This is a genomic window from Halalkalibaculum roseum, assembly GCF_011059145.1.
GTDB lineage: Bacteria > Bacteroidota > Rhodothermia > Balneolales > Balneolaceae > Halalkalibaculum > Halalkalibaculum roseum.
Genome location: NZ_JAALLT010000001.1, coordinates 435,214 through 454,915, shown reverse-complemented (window position 1 = coordinate 454,915; position 19,702 = coordinate 435,214). Strand labels below are relative to the sequence as shown.

The 19,702-nt window shown below is 44.7% G+C and carries 12 protein-coding genes; 7 read left to right on the top strand and 5 right to left on the bottom strand.

The window, feature by feature from the left end; all coding sequences use genetic code 11:
• Positions 1–13 precede the first annotated feature (13 nt).
• The 4 genes from G3570_RS01810 to G3570_RS01795 all read right to left on the bottom strand — a co-directional run bounded on the left by G3570_RS01810 (position 14) and on the right by G3570_RS01795 (position 5,822).
• Positions 14–1,450, bottom strand: coding sequence for an ATPase domain-containing protein (locus tag G3570_RS01810; protein ID WP_165138579.1), 1,437 nt, complete (start codon positions 1,448–1,450; stop codon positions 14–16).
• Between the two features lie 368 nt (positions 1,451–1,818).
• The gene (locus G3570_RS01805) at positions 1,819–2,463 is read right to left on the bottom strand and encodes a response regulator (protein WP_165138577.1); all 645 of its coding nucleotides are present in this window, start codon (positions 2,461–2,463) and stop codon (positions 1,819–1,821) included.
• Between the two features lie 258 nt (positions 2,464–2,721).
• Positions 2,722–3,372: a response regulator gene (locus G3570_RS01800; RefSeq protein WP_165138575.1), complete on the bottom strand. Its 651-nt coding sequence runs from the start codon at positions 3,370–3,372 to the stop codon at positions 2,722–2,724.
• A gap of 14 nt (positions 3,373–3,386) precedes the next feature.
• Complete coding sequence (locus G3570_RS01795) at positions 3,387–5,822, bottom strand: PAS domain-containing sensor histidine kinase (RefSeq protein WP_165138573.1); 2,436 nt, start codon at positions 5,820–5,822, stop codon at positions 3,387–3,389.
• Positions 5,823–5,996: 174 nt separating this feature from the next.
• Here G3570_RS01795 and G3570_RS01790 point away from each other — a divergent pair, with 174 nt between their 5' ends.
• The 7 genes from G3570_RS01790 (at position 5,997) to treF (ending at position 17,682) form a co-directional block, all read left to right on the top strand.
• Positions 5,997–7,517: a sensor histidine kinase gene (locus tag G3570_RS01790; RefSeq protein WP_165138571.1), complete on the top strand. Its 1,521-nt coding sequence runs from the start codon at positions 5,997–5,999 to the stop codon at positions 7,515–7,517.
• Between the two features lie 229 nt (positions 7,518–7,746).
• Positions 7,747–9,339 (top strand): sodium:solute symporter, encoded by a 1,593-nt coding sequence (locus tag G3570_RS01785; protein WP_165138569.1) that lies wholly within the window; start codon positions 7,747–7,749, stop codon positions 9,337–9,339.
• The gene (locus tag G3570_RS01780; RefSeq protein WP_165138567.1) at positions 9,330–10,517 is read left to right on the top strand and encodes a glucosidase family protein; all 1,188 of its coding nucleotides are present in this window, start codon (positions 9,330–9,332) and stop codon (positions 10,515–10,517) included. Before G3570_RS01785 ends, G3570_RS01780 begins: the two co-directional genes overlap by 10 nt.
• Before the next feature lie 25 nt (positions 10,518–10,542).
• A complete protein-coding gene (locus G3570_RS01775) occupies positions 10,543–11,226 on the top strand; it encodes a hypothetical protein (protein WP_165138565.1) in 684 nt (227 codons plus the stop codon).
• 203 nt (positions 11,227–11,429) lie between these two features.
• The gene (locus G3570_RS01770; RefSeq protein WP_249066576.1) at positions 11,430–14,555 is read left to right on the top strand and encodes a WD40/YVTN/BNR-like repeat-containing protein; all 3,126 of its coding nucleotides are present in this window, start codon (positions 11,430–11,432) and stop codon (positions 14,553–14,555) included.
• A gap of 202 nt (positions 14,556–14,757) precedes the next feature.
• A complete protein-coding gene (locus tag G3570_RS01765; protein WP_165138563.1) occupies positions 14,758–16,005 on the top strand; it encodes an MFS transporter in 1,248 nt (415 codons plus the stop codon).
• A 177-nt stretch (positions 16,006–16,182) separates the two neighbouring features.
• Positions 16,183–17,682, top strand: a complete 1,500-nt coding sequence (gene treF, locus G3570_RS01760; RefSeq protein WP_165138561.1) for an alpha,alpha-trehalase TreF — start codon at positions 16,183–16,185, stop codon at positions 17,680–17,682.
• Between the two features lie 48 nt (positions 17,683–17,730).
• On the opposite strand, the gene G3570_RS01755 is transcribed toward treF, so the two are convergent.
• Complete coding sequence (locus G3570_RS01755; RefSeq protein WP_165138559.1) at positions 17,731–19,515, bottom strand: SLC13 family permease; 1,785 nt, start codon at positions 19,513–19,515, stop codon at positions 17,731–17,733.
• Positions 19,516–19,702: the final 187 nt, after the last annotated feature.

The window sequence follows — 19,702 nt, the reverse complement described above, 5'->3', positions numbered from 1 at the left end:
TATGGCAGTTAGGTTATTGCGTATTTTCAGGCAAACCGGTCAGGATACCGCGAAGCTTTGTCAACTTGCCGCCTACCCTAAGCCCATCTTTAGTGATATCAAATTCTCGAATCGAACGCTCAAAATCGCTCATTCTCTTTTTGAGCACTCCTATAGCTTTGCGCAACTCACCATTGAGTTCCAGGTAGCGGAGGAAAATAATATTATCGGCCAGGTAGCTGGCATTCATTCCGGTTGTTTCGAATTGTCCGGTGACATTAGCCGTCTCGTGAATCAGCAGCGTAGTCACTCCCATATTTTGTAAAAATACTGTCAGGGAATGGAGTCGCTCCAGTGTATTCTCTTCACGTACGGACAGGCTATATCCTCCTACCGAATCGATAATTACAATCTTAGTATCGTTCTCTTCGATATCGCTACGAACCAGCGCCGCAAATTCGTCGGGAGAATAGGAAAGTGGTTCAACCGATGTTATGGTTAAATTCCCGTTTTCAATCATGGACTTCACCGGTACCCCGATCGATTCGGATCGCTTTGCCAGAACATCGGCCGATTCTTCGAAGGTATAAACGGCAGATCGATCTCCGCGAGAAGCCGCCTCTTTTGCAAACTGAATCCCGAAATTGGTCTTACCAACTCCGGTTGGTCCCGAGATTATGGATACCGTACCTCTTTCCAGGCCGCCATGCAATAGCTCATCCAGCTCGTTGATACCGGTTGAAATAGGATCACTTTGAAAGTTTCGCTCGTAATTGCCCGGACGCAGTCGGGGATATACCGTGACTCCCCGCTCATCAATTTTAAAAGCATGATTACCATGCAAAAAATCCGAACCCCGATATTTGCTGACGGTAACCCTTCTCCAATCTAAGGAGTATTCTAAATGGATGATCCCGTCAACCCAAAAAGTAGCTTCCTTGTCGGAAGCTTGATCATGTGCTTCAGAGGTTATCAGGAGTGTCGCACCCTTATTGCAGACAAACTGAATAAATGAGAGCGCCATATTTCGCATTTGAAAAGGATCCTGGTTCAAGGATTGCAACATGGTAATGGAATCCAGGAATACACAGCTTGGGCTGTATTTTTCTACAGCCTCTACGATCGATTGGATCATCGGTTCCTGCTCAACTTCCACCGGAGAGAAAACACTGTATGTTTTAGAATTTCGATAAACATCCTCACCCGGTGAAAGATCCAAGAAATGGGCATCACTTAGGTCAATTCCTAACTGCGAGCCATTTTCGATAATATTCTCTCTGGTTTCTCCTAGCGTGATATAGAGTACCTCTGCTCCATCCTTCAGTGCTTTGTCCAAAAAATGGTAGCCAAGAGTGGATTTACCTGTACCGGGTCCACCCTTTATGAGATATGATTTTTGAGGTAAAAAGCCGCCTTTTAAAATCTCGTCCAATCCGGCGACACCGCTTGAGACTTTATTTTTTTCTTTCATGCGATATTATGGGGTATATTTATGTAAATGCTAAGCAAAGACAAGCTGCAAATACTCTGATCAATAGATGATTTAGATTTAATTAGATCTATTTGCCTCTCCTCAACGGTTATCAATATATCAAATACAGAGCCAATAGAACTGACGCAAAAAGCCTAAATTGAAAAATAGGTGAATTCACCTATTCCGGTTTAGGTGTATTTCTAAATCCACTAAAGACAATTTAGTAGATCTTCTACCGGACAGGGCCTTTTCTATTTGATAAGATAAGCTATAAGAACTCTGAAGGTTGGTTAGTAGAGGGAGGGGGTAACAAAAGAGGGTTGTCTACTGTAATAGTCAGTATTACGGCGAGAAATTAAATAGTCTTATAGACTGAGTATGTGATTTCGAACGGCAAATTTCACAAGACCGGCCGTATTCTTTGCTCCTGTTTTTTGTAGAAGACTACGGCGATGAGCATCTACAGTACGCACACTGATGCCCAGTTCATCGGCAGATTCTTTGTTTGTATATTCTTCGCAGATCAGCTCAAGCACTTCCAGTTCTCTATAGGTAAGACTGGAATCTTCCACATCAAAGGCATAATCTCCATCATTGTCATGTACCAGGGCTTTGATACTTTCTTCACAGAGATACTGGTTTCCGTTTTTAATCACTTCTATTGCTTTTATAATTTCTTCCTTGCCCCTCTTCTTTAAAATATATCCTGATACCCCGGCTACTATAACATGCTTTATCTGCTTCTGGTCCTCAATATCACTGATGCCTAAAATACTGATATTTGAATTTTTCTCTTTCAATTTCTTGATGGTATTCCTCTTATCAAGATCAGGCATATCTAAATCAAGGATAACGACCATATTCTTTTCTGAACAGGAGTAAGATAGCAATTCCTCCTTATTACCTACGGTTTTCGTCACCCTGATACCGGGTACATCCTCAAGAATCATCTTGATTCCGTCCCGAACAATCTTATGATGTTCGGCTATTACAATGTTTACCAGTTCCATAAAAGTCTGAGAAATAGCTTTTTATGACAGACTATCGCATCTGGATAGTATATTTTAAGTAGCGACTAAAAATTCATGTTTATGCAGTCTTTCGTCAACTCCCTCCTTAATTTCAAACCTAAAAATATTGATCGATAAGAGGCAATCAATCTTACGTTTCTTTACATATACGTGAACTTAATACGTTCCCTTCCTAATTTTGGTTCATAAATGTGTTCATCAACATATCACTAACACAAAATACAGAATGCCACCTATTTAGTTCCCTAACAGGTTATGTTTCATGGCAAAGCGAACCAGACCGGCTGTATTTCTGGCCCCTGTTTTCTGTAGTAAGTTTCTTCGGTGGGCATCTACAGTACGAACACTCAGGTATAGTTTGTCAGCTATTTCTGCGTTCGTATATTCTTTACAAATGTATTCAAGCACTTCCAGTTCTCGTGCGGTAAGGTCAGTCTCTAAAGGCTCATCTTTATTTGGTTCCTTTTTTCCGGTAATAATTGAATAAACCGCCTCATCGCTGTAGTAGATCTCTCCCTTCATAACCTGTTCAATAGCTTTGACCAGTTCTTCCATCCCGGAATTCTTCAAAATGTATCCCGAAGCACCCGCTTGGGTCATTTCCCTAATTTTTTCCTCATCTTTCATCATGGTAAGCGCAAGAATTTTAATACCGGGATATTGCTCTTTCACTCTTTTTGTAGCTTCTATACCTCCCATTTCTCCCATATTGAGATCCATAATAATGAGATCGATCTCACCTGATTTTTCTTCGCATAAGGAAAGGACCTCTTCGCCGCATTTTGCCTGCCCGGTTACATAAATATGTTCATAATCTTCCAGCATAGCGATAATTCCGTCACGTACGATCTCATGATCATCTACAATGGCTATCTTGATTTTCTCCATGGATAAGCTTGGGCTTAATTGTCGGTTAGAGGAATGCCCAGCGAAATAACCGATCCTTTGCCGGGAGCGCTGTCTAAAACGAGGGAAGCTGACAATGCTTTTGCCCTGCTTCGCATACTTTTTATACCCAGCCCATTCCCATGATGATTTTCTCCAACACCTTTATTTGGCGACGAAATGCCTTTTCCATTATCCTCTACCGTAAGATAAATCATTTCATTCTCCTGGTAGAGCTGAATGGAGACATTTGAACATTCGGAATGTTTTACAGCATTTTGTACGGCCTCTTGAATAATACGGTAAATATTTACCTTTCTGCGTTCTCCAAGTTCTTCTTCATGAATTTTACTATTGAAATAGAACACAATTTCCGTGCTGTCTCTAAAGCTTTCAATAAGAGCCTCAACTGCTCTCACCAAGCCATAATCCTCAATGGCTTTCGGCATTAAATTCTGTGATATGCTTCGAATCTCATTGATGGATTCATTGAGCAGGCTTAATCCCTTTACAAACTGATTCTCTCTTTTTTCAGGTAGTTTCTTTACATCTTTTTTGATGGCTTCCAGGTTCATATTTGCTGCCGTTAAATACTGACCTATACCGTCATGCAGCTCACGGGCAATACGTTTCCGCTCTCGGTCTTCCCCTTCAATTACAGATTGAAATACCTGTTCCCTGAGCCTTTTTCTTTCAGTTATATCAAAAATTACGGAGTCCCATAAAATGCTGCCATCTTCCTCTACACGTGGAATTCCGATCCCATGCTGCCAGCGCTCTGAACCATCAGGCTTTACGTATCGCCACTCTTCGTCCCAACGGCTTAAATTTTCTGCAGATTTTTGAATAGATTTTTTTACCAGATCAATATCAGAATCGTGTATACGATCCCAGATTGCATCATTGTTTTTTATAGCTTTCTCAGCTGAAACACCCCAAATACGTTCAGAACCATCACTTACATATTGTAGACCATCAGATCCATCAGGGGTTATCTTATACTGAAAAACAACTCCGGGTATATTATTCGTAATATTCTTAAGTCTTCGCTCATTTTCCTGTAAGGCTTCTTCAAATCGTTTACGCTCAGTAATGTCCTGAACCGTGCCCACCAGTTTTTCAACTTTGCCCTCATCCTGTCGTTCTGTTTGGCCAATCGCTCTGATAATCTTATAGTTTCCCTTACCCGTTTTCAGCTTCAGGTCAACATCGAAAGACTCACCGGTTTCAATAGCATTCTGAATAACTTTCTGATGTTTTTCATAATCATCGCCTATATACATGGCTTTGATATCATCAAAAGATGGTTGGAATGATGCAGAATCCTTTTCAAAAATACGGTACATCATTGGTGACCAGTTAATCTTATCTTGGGAAGGAATAAATTCCCAGTCCCCTATCTTTCCAATCCTTTGTGAGCGAAGCAGCCTCTTTTGACGGTGCTTCAACTCTTTTTCGAAATTCTTTCTATCGGTGATGTCGCGCACCACGCTTACCACCCGGTCAACCTCTCCTTGTTTGTCGTATACCAAAGTTACCGTATGTTCGGAATAGAATATCTCACCGTTTTTCTTTTTTAACTTGAATTCGGTCTTAAAGGTACCATGCTGATCAAGAGCTTCCTTTCCCAATTCTTCGAATTGCTGATAGTGTGCTTCGTCAACATGAAGAAAGCGCGTTGAATGACCGATAAGCTCATCTTTTTTATACCCGAATATTTTCTCTGCTGCCTTGTTGCAATCTCTGATTATTCGGGTATTGGGTTCCACCAAAATGACGCTCTCCTCCAAACTCTCAAATACATTATTCAAAAGTTCTTGTGATGACTTGAGCCGGTTTTGTGAGGCTTTTGTTTCAGTCATGTCAATACCAATACCGACCGAGGTATTATCGGTGAGCTTTATATTTGTCCATGAGGTTTCCAGCTTTTTTCCTGATTTTGTCTTAAGAGGAAAGTCCTTCCAACCCATACCTGGATTTTCCATAAACTCAGCCACGTCCTCCCTAATTTCCTGATCCGGAAAACACGCTTCAAATAGATTTAACGTTCTGGCATCCTGATTGGTCCACCCCGTTACCTTTTCAAACTCTCTGTTGACCTCAAATTTTTCATAGTTGGGATCATAGATGGTGATAAATACCGGGATTTTTTCAAAAAGTATATCAATCAGTTTTCTGTCGGACTTCAGTTCCGAACGTACACCTTTCAACCTTTCTCCCTGATCGAGTAAAAATTCACTGTATTTGCTGATAAGAAAGTAGAGTCCAACTGATGTCAGCCCGACAAATAACATCCCCTTGTAAGTCTGAAATTGATTGACAAGAGGACTATTCTTAAAAACTGCGGTTAGCGTGTAGTCTGTCAAGATAATCCACAGACCGGCTGCAAGAAAATATATTAGAGCAATGCTGAGTGGAGAAAGGGTGCGTAGCTGCTCGTACTTATCTTTCATAATTAGGGCGATTTTAGAATAGTGACAAAATAAACTAAAGTATTTTCAATATAATATCATATTTAGAGCTACTCTGTACTTATAGAAAAACCCATTGCATTTCATCGGATAAACCGTAAGTTGATTTAGGTTTCAGAAAGGATTACATATTGACTACAGGCTTAGGATACATTAATGACTAAATTCAAGAGCGGGTATGGTATGACCATGCAATACGCTTTACTATGGCTATTACTTTTTTGCTTCCCCGTAATTACACTTGCCGGGATTCAGGATGCCACTGCATCTGACTCTCTTCAGGAAGCAGATGAACAGGTACTATCTGCTCCAAGCCTTACGGACTTATCACAGATCAAATATGACAGTAATGGCAATGGCAAGCCCGATATGTTGGGTGATACGGTAACCGTTTCAGGTTTATCCAACATAGCAACCGGACTGCTCCATCAACGTTTCATGCAAATCTTCATCCAGCAAGATTCAATCGGTCTTTCTCTTTTTTCGAGTTCGTATGATGAGCCGGTAAGTCCCGGAGATAGCGTAGTTGCTACCGGAGTGGTCCAAGAGTACTACGGACTTGTTGAAATAAATGTGATTAACTACAGGGTTTTCCCCAACACCGGCATAAAACCGTTAGAAATTTCACTCACAAAAGCCCTTGAAGACTTACAAAAATACGAAGGTATGTTGGTAAACGGTTTGGGAACCGTAATCGGCAAAGGAAGTCGCTTTAATGGAAAATACCTGATGATTTCTCCAAGCGGCAACCCCAAAGATGCCATTATGGCTTACGTTACTAATTTTCACACCTCTTACCAGCAGTTTGATTTTGAATCCATCAGTATTGGGGACGAAGTTCGGATAACCGGTATATTAAGCCTGTATGAACCCGAAGCCGATGGCGAAGAGGAGAGCACCTATAAAGTCCACCTCCGCTTTCCCGAGGAACTGGAAGTGGTGGGCATATCCCGAAATCAGATGGTTTTATGGGGATCGATCGGTATCATCATCACATTAGTGGCTATCGGCTGGATCATCTCGCTTCGCTCAACCGTTAAAAGCAAAACTGAGGATCTAAAGCAATCTCTGGAGGATAAGGAGATACTACTAAAGGAAATTCATCACCGGGTAAAGAATAACTTAGCTATAATGTCCGGATTGTTTGAGCTTCAGCTGGACGGTACTGAGAACGAACAGACAAAAATAGCGCTGAAGAATAGCCAATCTCGCCTGAAATCCATGGCGCTGGTGCATGACAAGCTCTATAGAACTTCCAGCCTGACCGATATTGAAATGTCGCAGTATGTGGAAGAGCTGGTTCGAAGTCTGCATGATACTTTTATCGGTCCGCAACAGGAGATCACGTTGAATTTTGAAATCGATGACCTCAGCCTCGACATTGACCAGGCAATTCCATGCGGACTATTGATCAACGAAATCGTTGTTAATTCCTTTAAACATGGATTTAAGAACAAGGAGAAAGGATCCTTGAAGATCGTTATGAAGAAACATAACGGTAATGCCAGACTGGTCATCGCCGATAACGGGCACGGAATTCCCGAGGATTTTGATATCAGCACGAGCAGTTCACTGGGGATGATGCTGATTGAGACGTTCAAGAATCAGCTGGATGCCCGACTCGATATCTCCAACACTATTGGCACGCGTTTTTCTTTTACTTTTCCTATCAAGTAATTATTTAGACAATTTCACAGAGGCACTCAGAGTAGCGCAGAGAGACACACAGAGAGTTACTTATCCTTTAAAAATATTGCTCCAATCTGCACCTATCTATCCCAATCCGCCGAATCTGTGTACTATATTTTCATATCTCCGCGTAATTCATTAAATATTAAATTAATTTTTTAACCGTCTACTTTGAGGGGTATATCACCAAAGATGGCACAATAAAAGGGGACAATCTATGCCTGATTTCAATCTAGCGTTAATCGACATGGTTATTGTCGTTGCCTATATCGTAGGGGTTTTGATCCTTGGCTTCTGGATAGGTAAACGTCACAAAGGAGCCGAAGACTATTTTCTTGCCGGCCGAAGCCTCACCTGGCCGTTGATCGGTTTTTCTCTTTTTGCTTCGAACATCTCAAGCAATACATTAATCGGTCTCACAGGTTCCGGTTACGCTGATGGAGCCGGCTTTTCGGTATTCAGCTACGAGTGGATGGCCATTGTTGTCCTTATCATCTTTGCGGTTTTCTTTCTTCCCTTCTACCTGCGTAATCGGATATTCACTATCCCCGAGTATCTGGAAAGGCGCTATGATTACAATGCAAGGGCCTATGCATCCTTCATAGCCATCGTCCTGAATGTATTTGTAGATATCTCCGCCACCCTATATGCCGGTGGAATTGTTATTCAATTGATATTCCCCGGAATACCCCTATGGATGGTCATAACCGGTCTCGCTGTCATCGCAGGTATCTATACCATTACAGGGGGTCTTTCAGCAGTTGTTATAACTGATGCCATTCAGGCCGTCATACTGATTATAGGATCTATAATTATTACCTGGTTTGCCTGGGAACAATCCGGCGGGCTCTCGGAAGTCATGGCAGTAACCGACCCTTCTCACTTCGATATTATAAAACCTGCCTCGGATGAAGAGCTGCCTTGGCCCGGACTCATTACCGGAGTCTTTTTGCTCGGCTTCTACTTCTGGGGTACAAATCAGTATATCACCCAGCGTGCCCTTGCCTCCAAAACAACCCAGGAAGGACAGTGGGGAGCCATGTTTGCCGGTTTTCTGAAACTGCTCATTCTCTTTATTATGATTATGCCGGGTGCTTTTGCACGCGTACTCTATCCCGAAATTACTGAAGTGGATACGGTTTATCCCACTATGATGTTCGACTTGCTGCCTATTGGTATCCTTGGGTTGGTACTGGCAGGATTAATTGCCGCGATGATGTCGAGTATCGACTCGGGTCTTAACTCGGTATCCACTCTCATCACAATGGACTTCTACCAGAAGCTTCATCCTGACAAAAACCAGGCTGAATTAATGGGCATCGGCCGCTGGATTACAGCCACGGTAATGATCATTGCCGTTTTGTGGGCTCCGCAGATACAACACTTTGAAAAGCTCTGGGATTACCTACAGTACGTTCTCTCCTGGTTCAGTCCACCTATAATAGCGCTCTTTGTAGTCGGTCTCTTCTGGAAACGGGCCAATGAAAGAGGTGCACTTTGGTGTGCTATTGTAGGTGCTTTATTGACGCTTTTTGCTATTATTTTCAATACGAGCGAGCAGTTGATTGACTTTCTCTATATGACCGGAATTCACTTTGGAGTCTGCGTGCTGGCGCATGTCATCGGAAGCTATACCGCCCCTCCTCCTTCAAACGAAGTAGTAGAAAATACGGTATGGCAGATTTCCGGGTTTAAAAAAGAGACCCAGGAATTGAAAGAACTTGCCTGGTATAAGAATTACCGTTATCAGGGAGCCGGCCTCGTTCTTATCGTAATCACTATCATACTGTACTTTAATGTATGGATTTAGAGATTTTGGAAAGCCAAGCACTGCAATTGCTTCGGGAGGCCACTGCCGATTTCGGTATTATGGCAAGTCCCGAAGCCCAGGACAACTACCGGTGCTTATGGTCACGTGATGCCATGGTTGCAGGGATTGCCGCATTGCCTTTTGAAGAACCGGATATTCTGGAAGTCTTCAGAAAATCTGTTCTGACCCTGGCCGAATACCAACACCCCCATGGCATGATCCCATCCAACGTTTTGCCCGACGAGGGTGATCCGGATATCAGCTATGGCGGACTGGCAGGACGGGTGGATGCAACTTCCTGGTTTGTCGTCGGGGCCTTACATTTTTTGCGACACACCGGAGATGGAAAACTGAAGCGTGAACTGCAGCCCAACCTGATGCTGGCTCTTGAAATACTGGACCGCTGGGAATTTAATGGAAGAGGATTGCTGTACACCCCGCTCAGTGGGAACTGGGCAGATGAGTACCCCGTTCAGGGTCATACTCTCTACGATAACTGCCTGAGACTATGGGCGCTTGAGCTTTACTCAGAACTTTACGACGATGAAGACCGTGCCGTGCAATCCCGTATCATAAGGGAGCGTATAGCTATTAATTTCTGGCCGGATTCATCGGTTATCGACCACCCTGCCATCTACCACAAGCGTTGCTTTGAAGAGATTGCTGAGAGTGAATTACAACATTTCGCCTGTGCCATCGATCCAAGGGGGTATAACAGGCATTTCGATGCTGCGGGACATGGTCTTGCCCTAAACCTCGGCCTGGCTGATTCCGTACAGAAAGAAAAGATTCTGCAGTATACCCGGAAGATATTTGATGAAATTGGCACTAATCTCCTCCCTGCATTCTGGCCGGTCATAAAACCGGGAGATTCTGCCTGGTCCGAACTCAAGGATAATTACAGTTACGAATTTAAAAATGAAGCACACCATTTTCACAATGGAGGCATTTGGCCGGTGTGGATGGGACTTTTTGGCTGGGGAATGAGTCAAAACGGAAATACTAAACCGGCCGAAGATATGCTCACATCGTGGATGGAAATTGAGAACCCGGAATCACCCGGATTTTGTGAATATATTGCCTCTGACTCTTTGAAACCCGAAGGTAAAGAACGTCTTAGCTACAGTGCCTCCGGGCTGTTATTTTTACTTCAAGCTATAAAACATAATAACCACTAAGTCACTCAGTGTATAAAGTGCCTAAGTGTTAAAAAATATTGCATTGATAGGAGACATCATACGTATAAAACCGCATCATCTGCCGCCGGCTAAAGAAATCGTCAAGCTAATTGAGAGCCGGCTACGGTCAACCGAATCAGTGTTTGCCATGACGGTAGGCGGGGAGTCGGGAAGCGGTAAATCGACACTCAGTCTCGCCATTGAAGAAGTACTTAAAGAAATGGGATATTCCTGTTTCATCTTTCACATGGATGACTATTTTAAGCTGCCGCCCAAGGATAACCACGACCGTCGGGTTGAAAATATCGTTCACGTGGGACCTGAGGAGGTCAACCTTGAACTGCTGCAGCAACATATTGACAGCTGCAAGAAAGGAACCGATCAGCTCAAAAAACCACTGGTACACTACCGTGAAAATAAAATACGTGAGGTCATTGTTGAGATCTCTGATGTAGATGTAGTCATTGCCGAAGGCACCTATGTGACCCTCCTGGAGCGTATTGACTGTAAAATATTTATGCTAAGAAATTATCAGGACACCTATTCGGACCGGGTTAAACGAGCCCGTGATCCTATCATCCCTTTTAATGAAGAAGTGCTGAAGATTGAACACGAGATTGTCAGCAAGCATAAAAAAATGGCGGATATCTTGGTGGATAATGAGTATGGAGTAATGGCACAGTCTGAAAAATTTTTGCCTAATACTTAGTGCAGTGCTATATGAGCTATTACACAGAGTCTCACAGAGTAGGCACAGAGCTTCACTAAGAAAACCGGAAAATAAAACTGTGAAAATCCGCCCTAATCCGTGGTACCCGTGTTCCATATAAATTTTCATATCTCCCGCTATTTCATTAATTATATTCAGTTTTAATACAGCCTAAAACAATCAGTATCACCACACTTTCCACCATGCGAAATCTATTATACCTCTTCCTGCTTTCTATTCTTAGTCTTTTAACCTGTCTTACCACTCCGGATTTCAGTCCGGCACAGAGCAGTTCCCTCGGGGATGTTGCTATCGATACGACGCTGTTTCGTGACATGGAGTTCCGTACAGTTGGACCCACGCGTGGAGGTCGCGTGACAGCGGTAGAAGGACACCGTGCTCACCCGCACAAATTCTATATGGGAGCAGCCGGTGGAAGTGGCGTCTGGAAAACGGAGGACTACGGTCAGAGCTGGACTAATATCAGTGACGGCCACGGTTTTGCCAGTACTTCCATTGGCGCTATCGAAGTAGCCGATTCTGATACCAGTATCATCTATGTGGGAACCGGTACTGATGGTATTAGAGCCAATGTCACCACGGGAAAAGGTATGTATAAATCAACAGACGCAGGCGAAAGCTGGACTTATCTCGGCCTCGAAGATGCCGGACAGATTGGAGCTGTTGAAGTGCATCCCGAAAACCCTGATCGTGTATACGTTGCAGCACTTGGCCACCCCTTCGGTCCCAATCCACAGCGTGGTGTTTTTCGATCGACGGATGGAGGTGAAAACTGGGAAAAGGTACTCTTCGCATCCGACACTACCGGGGCAATTGACCTGGAACTGAATCCCGAAAATCCAGATGAAATTTATGCTGCCATGTGGCGCGCCGAGCGTAAACCGTGGACCATCATCAGCGGAGCCGCAAAAGAAAACGGTCTCTACAAGTCGACCGATGGTGGCGATACATGGAAAAAACTTACCGAGGGGCTACCACAAGGCTTAACGGGCAAGGCAGATTTTGCAGTGACCCCGGCAGATCCTGATCGCGTATATGCCTTGTTTGAAGCTCCGGATGAGGAAGAAGGATTGTACCGATCTGACGACCGAGGTGAGAGCTGGACACTGGTCAGTGATACCTCCGGTATCATGAATCGCCCTTTCTACTTTACAAATGTCACGGCCGATACCAAGAACCCCGATAAAGTCTATGTCGGTAATGTGAGGTATTGGGTTTCAGTGGATGGAGGTAAAACCTTCGAACGTAGGCGTGTCACCCATGCAGATGTTCATGATCTGTGGGTAAATCCGGACAATCCGGACATCCAGATCCAGGGCAATGATGGTGGAGCAACAGTAACGCTGGACGGAGGTAAAACCTGGTCAACACAGCATAACCAGCCTACCGCTGAACTCTACCAAGTGCATGTTGACGACCGCTTTCCCTACTGGCTCTATGCAGGCCAACAGGATAATACAACCATCGCCGTACCCAGCCTGCCGCCGGCAGAAAGTGATCTGGCCACCGGCGCCCTTTGGCATGATATAGGAGGATGCGAAACAGGTCCTGCGGTACCTACTCCCAATAATCCGAATATAACCTACGCCAACTGCAAGGGCCGTTTCGGGCAATATAACTGGGAAACCGGACAGGAAAAACAGTTTTGGGTCGGGGCCGAATACATGTACGGACGCAATCCGGCAGAGCTCTCATACCGGTTCCAGCGCGTGGTTCCTATTGAAGTATCGCCGCATGATTCCAGTGTGGTATATAACACCTCACAATATGTGCATAAAACTGAAAACGGAGGACAAACATGGAAACGCATCAGTCCGGACTTAACGGCTTTCAAACCGCAATACCAGATGCCTTCCGGTGGACCTATCACCCGTGATATCACAGGCGAAGAACATTACAGTACCCTCTACTCCATTCAGGAGTCACCGCATGATCCCCAGGTAATCTGGGTAGGTGCCAATGACGGTCCCGTTCACATCACACGAAACGGAGGAGAATCGTGGACCGATATAACGCCTAAAGATCTGCCTCCTAACGGACGCGTGGATGCCATAGAACCCTCCCCACATGCCGCGGGAACAGCCTATATTGCGGTACATCGACGCTTCCTCGATGATTTTTCACCCTATATCTATAAAACCGAAGATTACGGTAAGAGCTGGACACGACTTACAACCGGTGAAAATGGTATACCTGCCGATTTCCCTACCCGTGTGATTCGTGAAGATCCCGACCGCAAAGGTCTGCTCTACGCGGGAACCGATTTCGGTTTTTTCATCTCTTTTGATGACGGAGCACATTGGCAGCAACTGCAATATGGACTGCCCAACTCACCAATCACCGATATCAAGGTTCACCGCAAAGATCTCGTTCTTTCTACCATGGGTCGTGGTTTCTGGATACTGGATAACCTCAGTCTCTTGCATCAGGCTGATGAAAACATGATCAGTGAATCCCTACATCTCTTTAGACCGCGAGATGCCTATCGAATGCGCTATCGCGGTTCGCGAGGGGTACCTGAATATATTGATGCCGGCGCGATGGTCGACTTCTATCTCGAGGTGCTGCCGGATGAGCCGGTGGTTCTTCAATTTATTAATGAAGATGGAGAAACGGTTCGCAATTTTGTCGGGGTTACTGAAAATGAGGATCAAACCGACAATGAAGAGGGCGACAATGATGAAATAAACATGATGGCGCCCGGTACCATACCTGATTATGCCGGAGACTTAAAGCTTAAAGAGGGTCATAATCGTTTTATCTGGAATTTACGCTATCCGGGAGAAACTGTCCCTTCTGAAGACGGCGAGACCTATTTCGGTGTCGGTGCCGGCCCGATGACGGTACCCGGTTCATATACCGTAAAACTTTCGGTGGGTAGTCAAACTGTGGAACAACCCCTTAACATTCTGATTGACCCACGCATAGAGGAGGCAGGTGTTACCCAATCGGATATGGTGGCCCAGATGAAACACAATCTTAAGGTTCGCGATGCCATCGGCAAAGCACAGCGCATAGCGGCTGAGATCGATTCGGCTCGTTCGCATCTGCAAGAATCGGAAGATGGGGAAGTCAGTTCTGCTATGATGGAGAAATTGAATGAGCTGCATGCTGAACTCGTCACTTCCGAAGAAGGCAGTTACCCTCCGCCGATGCTCATTGACCAGCTTGAGTATATGTATTACATGACCATCCGCGCTGACCAGCGTCCGGGCAGTGATGCCTACTCTCGCTATAACACACTCAAAAAAGAACTCGACCGGATCGCGGCCGAATGGGATAGCATGCAACCATTGGGTACGAGATAGGTCTCTATTACACAGAGGTACACAGAGCTTAAAATTGAATCATTTATTCTCAGTACAAATTTGCGCTACTCTGAGTATATCTGTGTAACAACATAGTGGCTCATTTTTAAAAACCCTTTTAATTCATTAAATAAGCGTTGATTATCGGTGTAAATGTCCTACCGGCATGGCAACCAACTAATTACAAGCATAGTACCCCATTATGAAACACTGGAAAATTAAGCTCTCGCTGTTCTTAAATTACTTCGTGTTTGCCATTCTCCTGAACAGCGTGGGGACCGTCATCCTGCAGGTGATCAATGAGTACCAGATCGATCCCAGTTCTGCCAGTGTACTCGAAGGTTATAAGGATCTCTCCATTGCCATTGCATCCTTCCTCATCGCCTCCTACATACCGAAGTTCGGCTACAAAAAATCTATGCTGGCCGGACTGGCATTTGTCACGGTCGCAGCTATTGTGATGCGCCTCACCGGAGGTTTCCTGATGACTAAAATACTCTTTGCAACTGTAGGAGTGAGCTTTGCACTCATAAAAGTATCGGTCTACTCCACGGTGGGATTAATTACCGACGACTCCAACGAACACAGCAGTTTTATGAATATGCTGGAGGGTATATTTATGATAGGGGTACTTTTAGGCTACTGGCTCTTTGGAGGATTTATTGATTGGGCGAATCATACTCCCGGAGCCACCTGGCTTGATACCTATTGGGTACTGGCCGCTATCTCAGCTGCCGCATTCGTTCTGCTGGTTTTCACTGAACTCGATGAAAGCGAAGTGCAGGCCGATAACCAGGATATCAAGAAAAGTTTCCTCGAAATGATCGGACTGGTACGCCTTCCTCTGGTGCTCATATTTATTGCCGGGGTATTTCTATATGTTTATATCGAGCAGGGAATCGGAACCTGGATGCCCACCTTTAACAATAAGATCTTGCAATTGCCTGATGCCATGAGTGTACAGGTGACCAGCATCTTTGCTGCAACTACAGCCATCGGACGTCTGGCTAGTGGAGCAGTTATGAAGAAAGTTAACTGGTTTTGGGTTCTCATTTCGTGTATTGCCAGTGCCATGTTACTGGTAGTCCTGGTTCTGCCGCTAGCCGGTGGCATAGAAGAGGGTTCCGTACAGGGTTGGTTGAGCGCTCCTTTTGCAGCCTATATATTCCCATTGATTGGTCTATTTCTTGCGCCTATTTATCCCACGCTCAGCTCTACTGTGCTCAGCAAGCTCCCAAAAACAAAGCAGAGCGGCATGACCGGTCTCATTGTCATTTTCTCTGCCCTTGGCGGTACCACCGGTTCTATTTTTACCGGATTTATGTTTGATCATCTTGATGGAATTACAGCATTTTATCTCACACTGATACCCATGGGAATCATGCTGCTGATACTTTTCCCCTATCGTAAACTGCGAAAAGATTTCAAATTTGAGAGCTTAACGGATTAGGTATAAGCCGCAGATTACACAGGTCTTTGAAGATGGAGAATCCCATAAAGTTGCTTCTATCATTCTCCTTATACCCTATACCCTATACCTTATACCTAACTCTTTCCAACCTCCTCCCTTTTTACTACTATGTCAATAACATATAATCTGTGTAAATCAGTGGCAGAAAGATAGACTATGAAAACAATCAACCCGGAGATAGTTGATAGGTTTATTCAACTCAGCGGTCCCCTATTCGAAGATGTTCAGCAGTCAGGAATCTTCAAGGATTCCAAGACTTTTGTTGACTGCATTCCCAAAACCAATCCTGAAGAGATCCGAAGTGCCTATAACGAACAACGATCAAAACCGCATTTCAACCTAAAAGCCTTTGTCTACGAGTACTTCCGGATGCCGGATGAGGATGAGACGGAAGTATTTAAATCCGGTGAAACGATGGATAAACATATCGAGAAGTTGTGGGATTACCTCAGCCGCCGGCCCGATGAAGAGGTCTCCGATTTCAGCACCTTGATTCCCCTTCCCCATCCCTATATTGTACCGGGTGGTCGCTTCCGGGAAATCTACTACTGGGATACCTACTTTACGGCAGAAGGTCTGGCGGCAGCCGGCCGTTTGGATACAGTCAAAAACCTGACGAGAAATTTTGCCTACCTAATTGAGAAAGTTGGTCACGTACCAAATGGAAACCGTTATTATTATGTCAGTCGCTCTCAGCCTCCCTTTTTTGTGATGCTTGTTGACCTGATTGCACGAATGGAAGGAGAAGAAGCGATTGAAGAATTTATACCCGCTTTAAAACAGGAGTACGACTTCTGGATGGAAGGTAGCAGTGACCTTTCAGAAGGTGAAACACACGGAAGAGTGGTCAAGAAAGAAGGCTGTATTTTAAATCGCTATTGGGATGATCGGCCCCTCCCTCGTGAAGAATCCTGGCGAGAGGATTTTGAGTTGGCTACCGATCTTGATCCCAAACAATCTGAAGTGCGTTACCGACACCTTCGGGCGGGCGCCGAATCGGGTTGGGACTTCACCAGCCGCTGGTTCAGGGATGAAGAGTCGTTGAAAACCATACGAACAACTGAGATTTTACCCGTAGATTTGAACGCCCTGCTCTGGTATTTGGAACACCGGTTGGGACAGTGGACAAAAGAGCAGCGTTATGTAGAAGCCTCACTTCAACGCAAAACTGCTTTTGACGATCTTTTCTGGGATCAGGAAAAGGAATTTTACTTTGATTTCGATTTGGAACAGGGATCACGAACCGAAGTTTGGTCAATGGCAGGTGCTTACCCGATCTATACCGGATTGGCCAGTGACGAACAGGCAGATTTTATTGCCCATGCTTTGGAGGACAAATTTCTAAAAGAAGGCGGGCTTGTAACTTCACTACACAGCACGGGACAGCAGTGGGATCACCCCAACGGTTGGGCTCCGCTGCAGTGGATTGCTGTTCAGGGTTTGATGAATTACGGTCATAATCCACTTGCAAAGACAATCGCTAAGCGTTGGCTAAAGCTAAATGAGTCGGTCTTCAACCGAACCGGCAAGATGATGGAAAAGTATAACGTATGTGATCTATCGCTGGAAGCCGGAGGCGGGGAATACCCCCTACAGGATGGCTTCGGATGGACCAATGGTGTGGCAGTTGCCCTCAAATCGCTTTTTGATCTATAATTACAACTAAGGCACCCGGTTCACTTAGAGTCTAAGTGGTAAGATTATCTAAAATGGCCAAATAACCGGTATCAGGTAAGTAGCTAGAGCCCAAAAGAGAATATTAATCGGCAATCCTACCTTGGTAAAGTCAGTAAACTTATACTGTCCGGCACCATATATCAGGGTATTCGCGTGATGTCCGAATGGAGTGAGAAAAGTAAGCGACGCTGCATAGGATACGCTGATCACGAACGGCTCAGGATTTACCCCTATGGAGTTGGCAATCTGTATGGCCAGCGGTGCTACCAAAGCAGCCGAAGCATTGGTTGACATGACCGCTGACATGAGCATCGTCAAAAGGTAAAATCCCCCAAGCAGGGCGCGCGGGCCAAAACCTTGAAGTGTTTCTATCAGTCCCTCCGCCAGAAGAGACGCCGCTCCGGTCTTATCCATAGCAAGCCCTAACGGAATAACTCCGGCCAGTAACATAATGATTTTCCAGTTTACTGCCTGGTAGGCCTCTTCGGTGGTGATACAGCCTGTCAAAATCATGAGTATCACACCGGTACCTGCACTGATTGCTATAGGTAATATTTCAAAGGCCGCTACCAGCACTACACCCAAGAGTATACTGAGTGCCATGAATGTTTTGTCTTTACGCTGAGACATCACACCCAATTTGGAGGCAACAACAAAGGTAGAGTCTTTTTCAATTTCCGAAATGCGATCGGAACTCAGGCTGAGAAGCAGGCTGTCACCTCCTGAGATTTTCACTTCTCCCAGATCATCGTGCTGAAGCTCACCTTTGTGCCTTATTGCGAGCGGTACTGCCCCAAACCGTTCATAGAAATCAATTTCATTTAGACTTTTGCCCTCCAGACTTGATTCCGGGGTAACAATAGCCTCTATCAATGCGTCACGACCATGCTCCAGGTCCACATCGAACCATTCTTTTGCGGCACGGGAAGAAAAGTCTTCTTTCTGCAACAGTTTATTCAACTCCTCGGGGTTTGCCCGAATCCGAAATACATCACCCACCTCAACCTTAATTTCAGAACGTTGTGCCGAACGGTTACGATCTGGTTTCATGATTCGGAGAACATCCAGATCCAGACGCTTCGTGAGTTCTTCTTCATCCAGTACTCCGCCAACCAGATCTGAATTGGGTTCCACTACCACATCGGCAAGATAGCCCTGCATTTCAAAATTCTTGGTCAACTCATCCTCATCCTGAGATCGGCGTGCAGGTATCATATTTATACCGAATATCAGCAGAAACAGGTAGCCTACTACCAGCAAACTGACTCCCACAGGGGTAAAGTCAAACATTGAGAATGCCGCCGCTCCCCGTTCTTCGGCAATGGAGGCAACCAGCAGGTTTGTGGAGGTACCGATGAGCGTACAGATCCCTCCCATGATGGCTGCAAATGAAACAGGCATCAGCAGCTTTGAGGCACTTATACCAATCTTGGAGGCCACTTCGATAAGGATAGGAATAAATATTATGACCACCGCGGTATTGTTCATTATGGCCGACATGCCGCTTATAAACAGCATCATCACCACCATCCATACGTAAAAATTCTCTTGTAGCCTCTCTGAAAAATAGTCACCGGCCTTGTTCAACAAACCCGTACGGCGCAATCCCTCACTCAGTACGAACATGGAGGCAATGGCGACTGTAGCAGGATGGCTGATTCCGGAGAGCCCCTCTTCAAAATCCAGAATTCCGGTTACCAGAAGGCTGAATAATAAGATCATGGCGGCAACATCGAAGGAGACATAATCGGTGGCAAATAGAAAAAAAGCCGCCACTAAAAGAAAAAGAACAAAAATAATTTCTAGCGACATAAACGAGATAATAATCTATTCAATAATAACAGCAATGAATAAACAAGTGCTTTTATCCCTAACCAGTTACTATCTGAGAATATTTTCTTTTACTTTTTTCTCTTAATCATGTACTAAATAAACAAAGCAACACCTTATCAGTGTTCCAGATGGGTACATTTATAAAAACAGCAAAAATGGCGGGCTA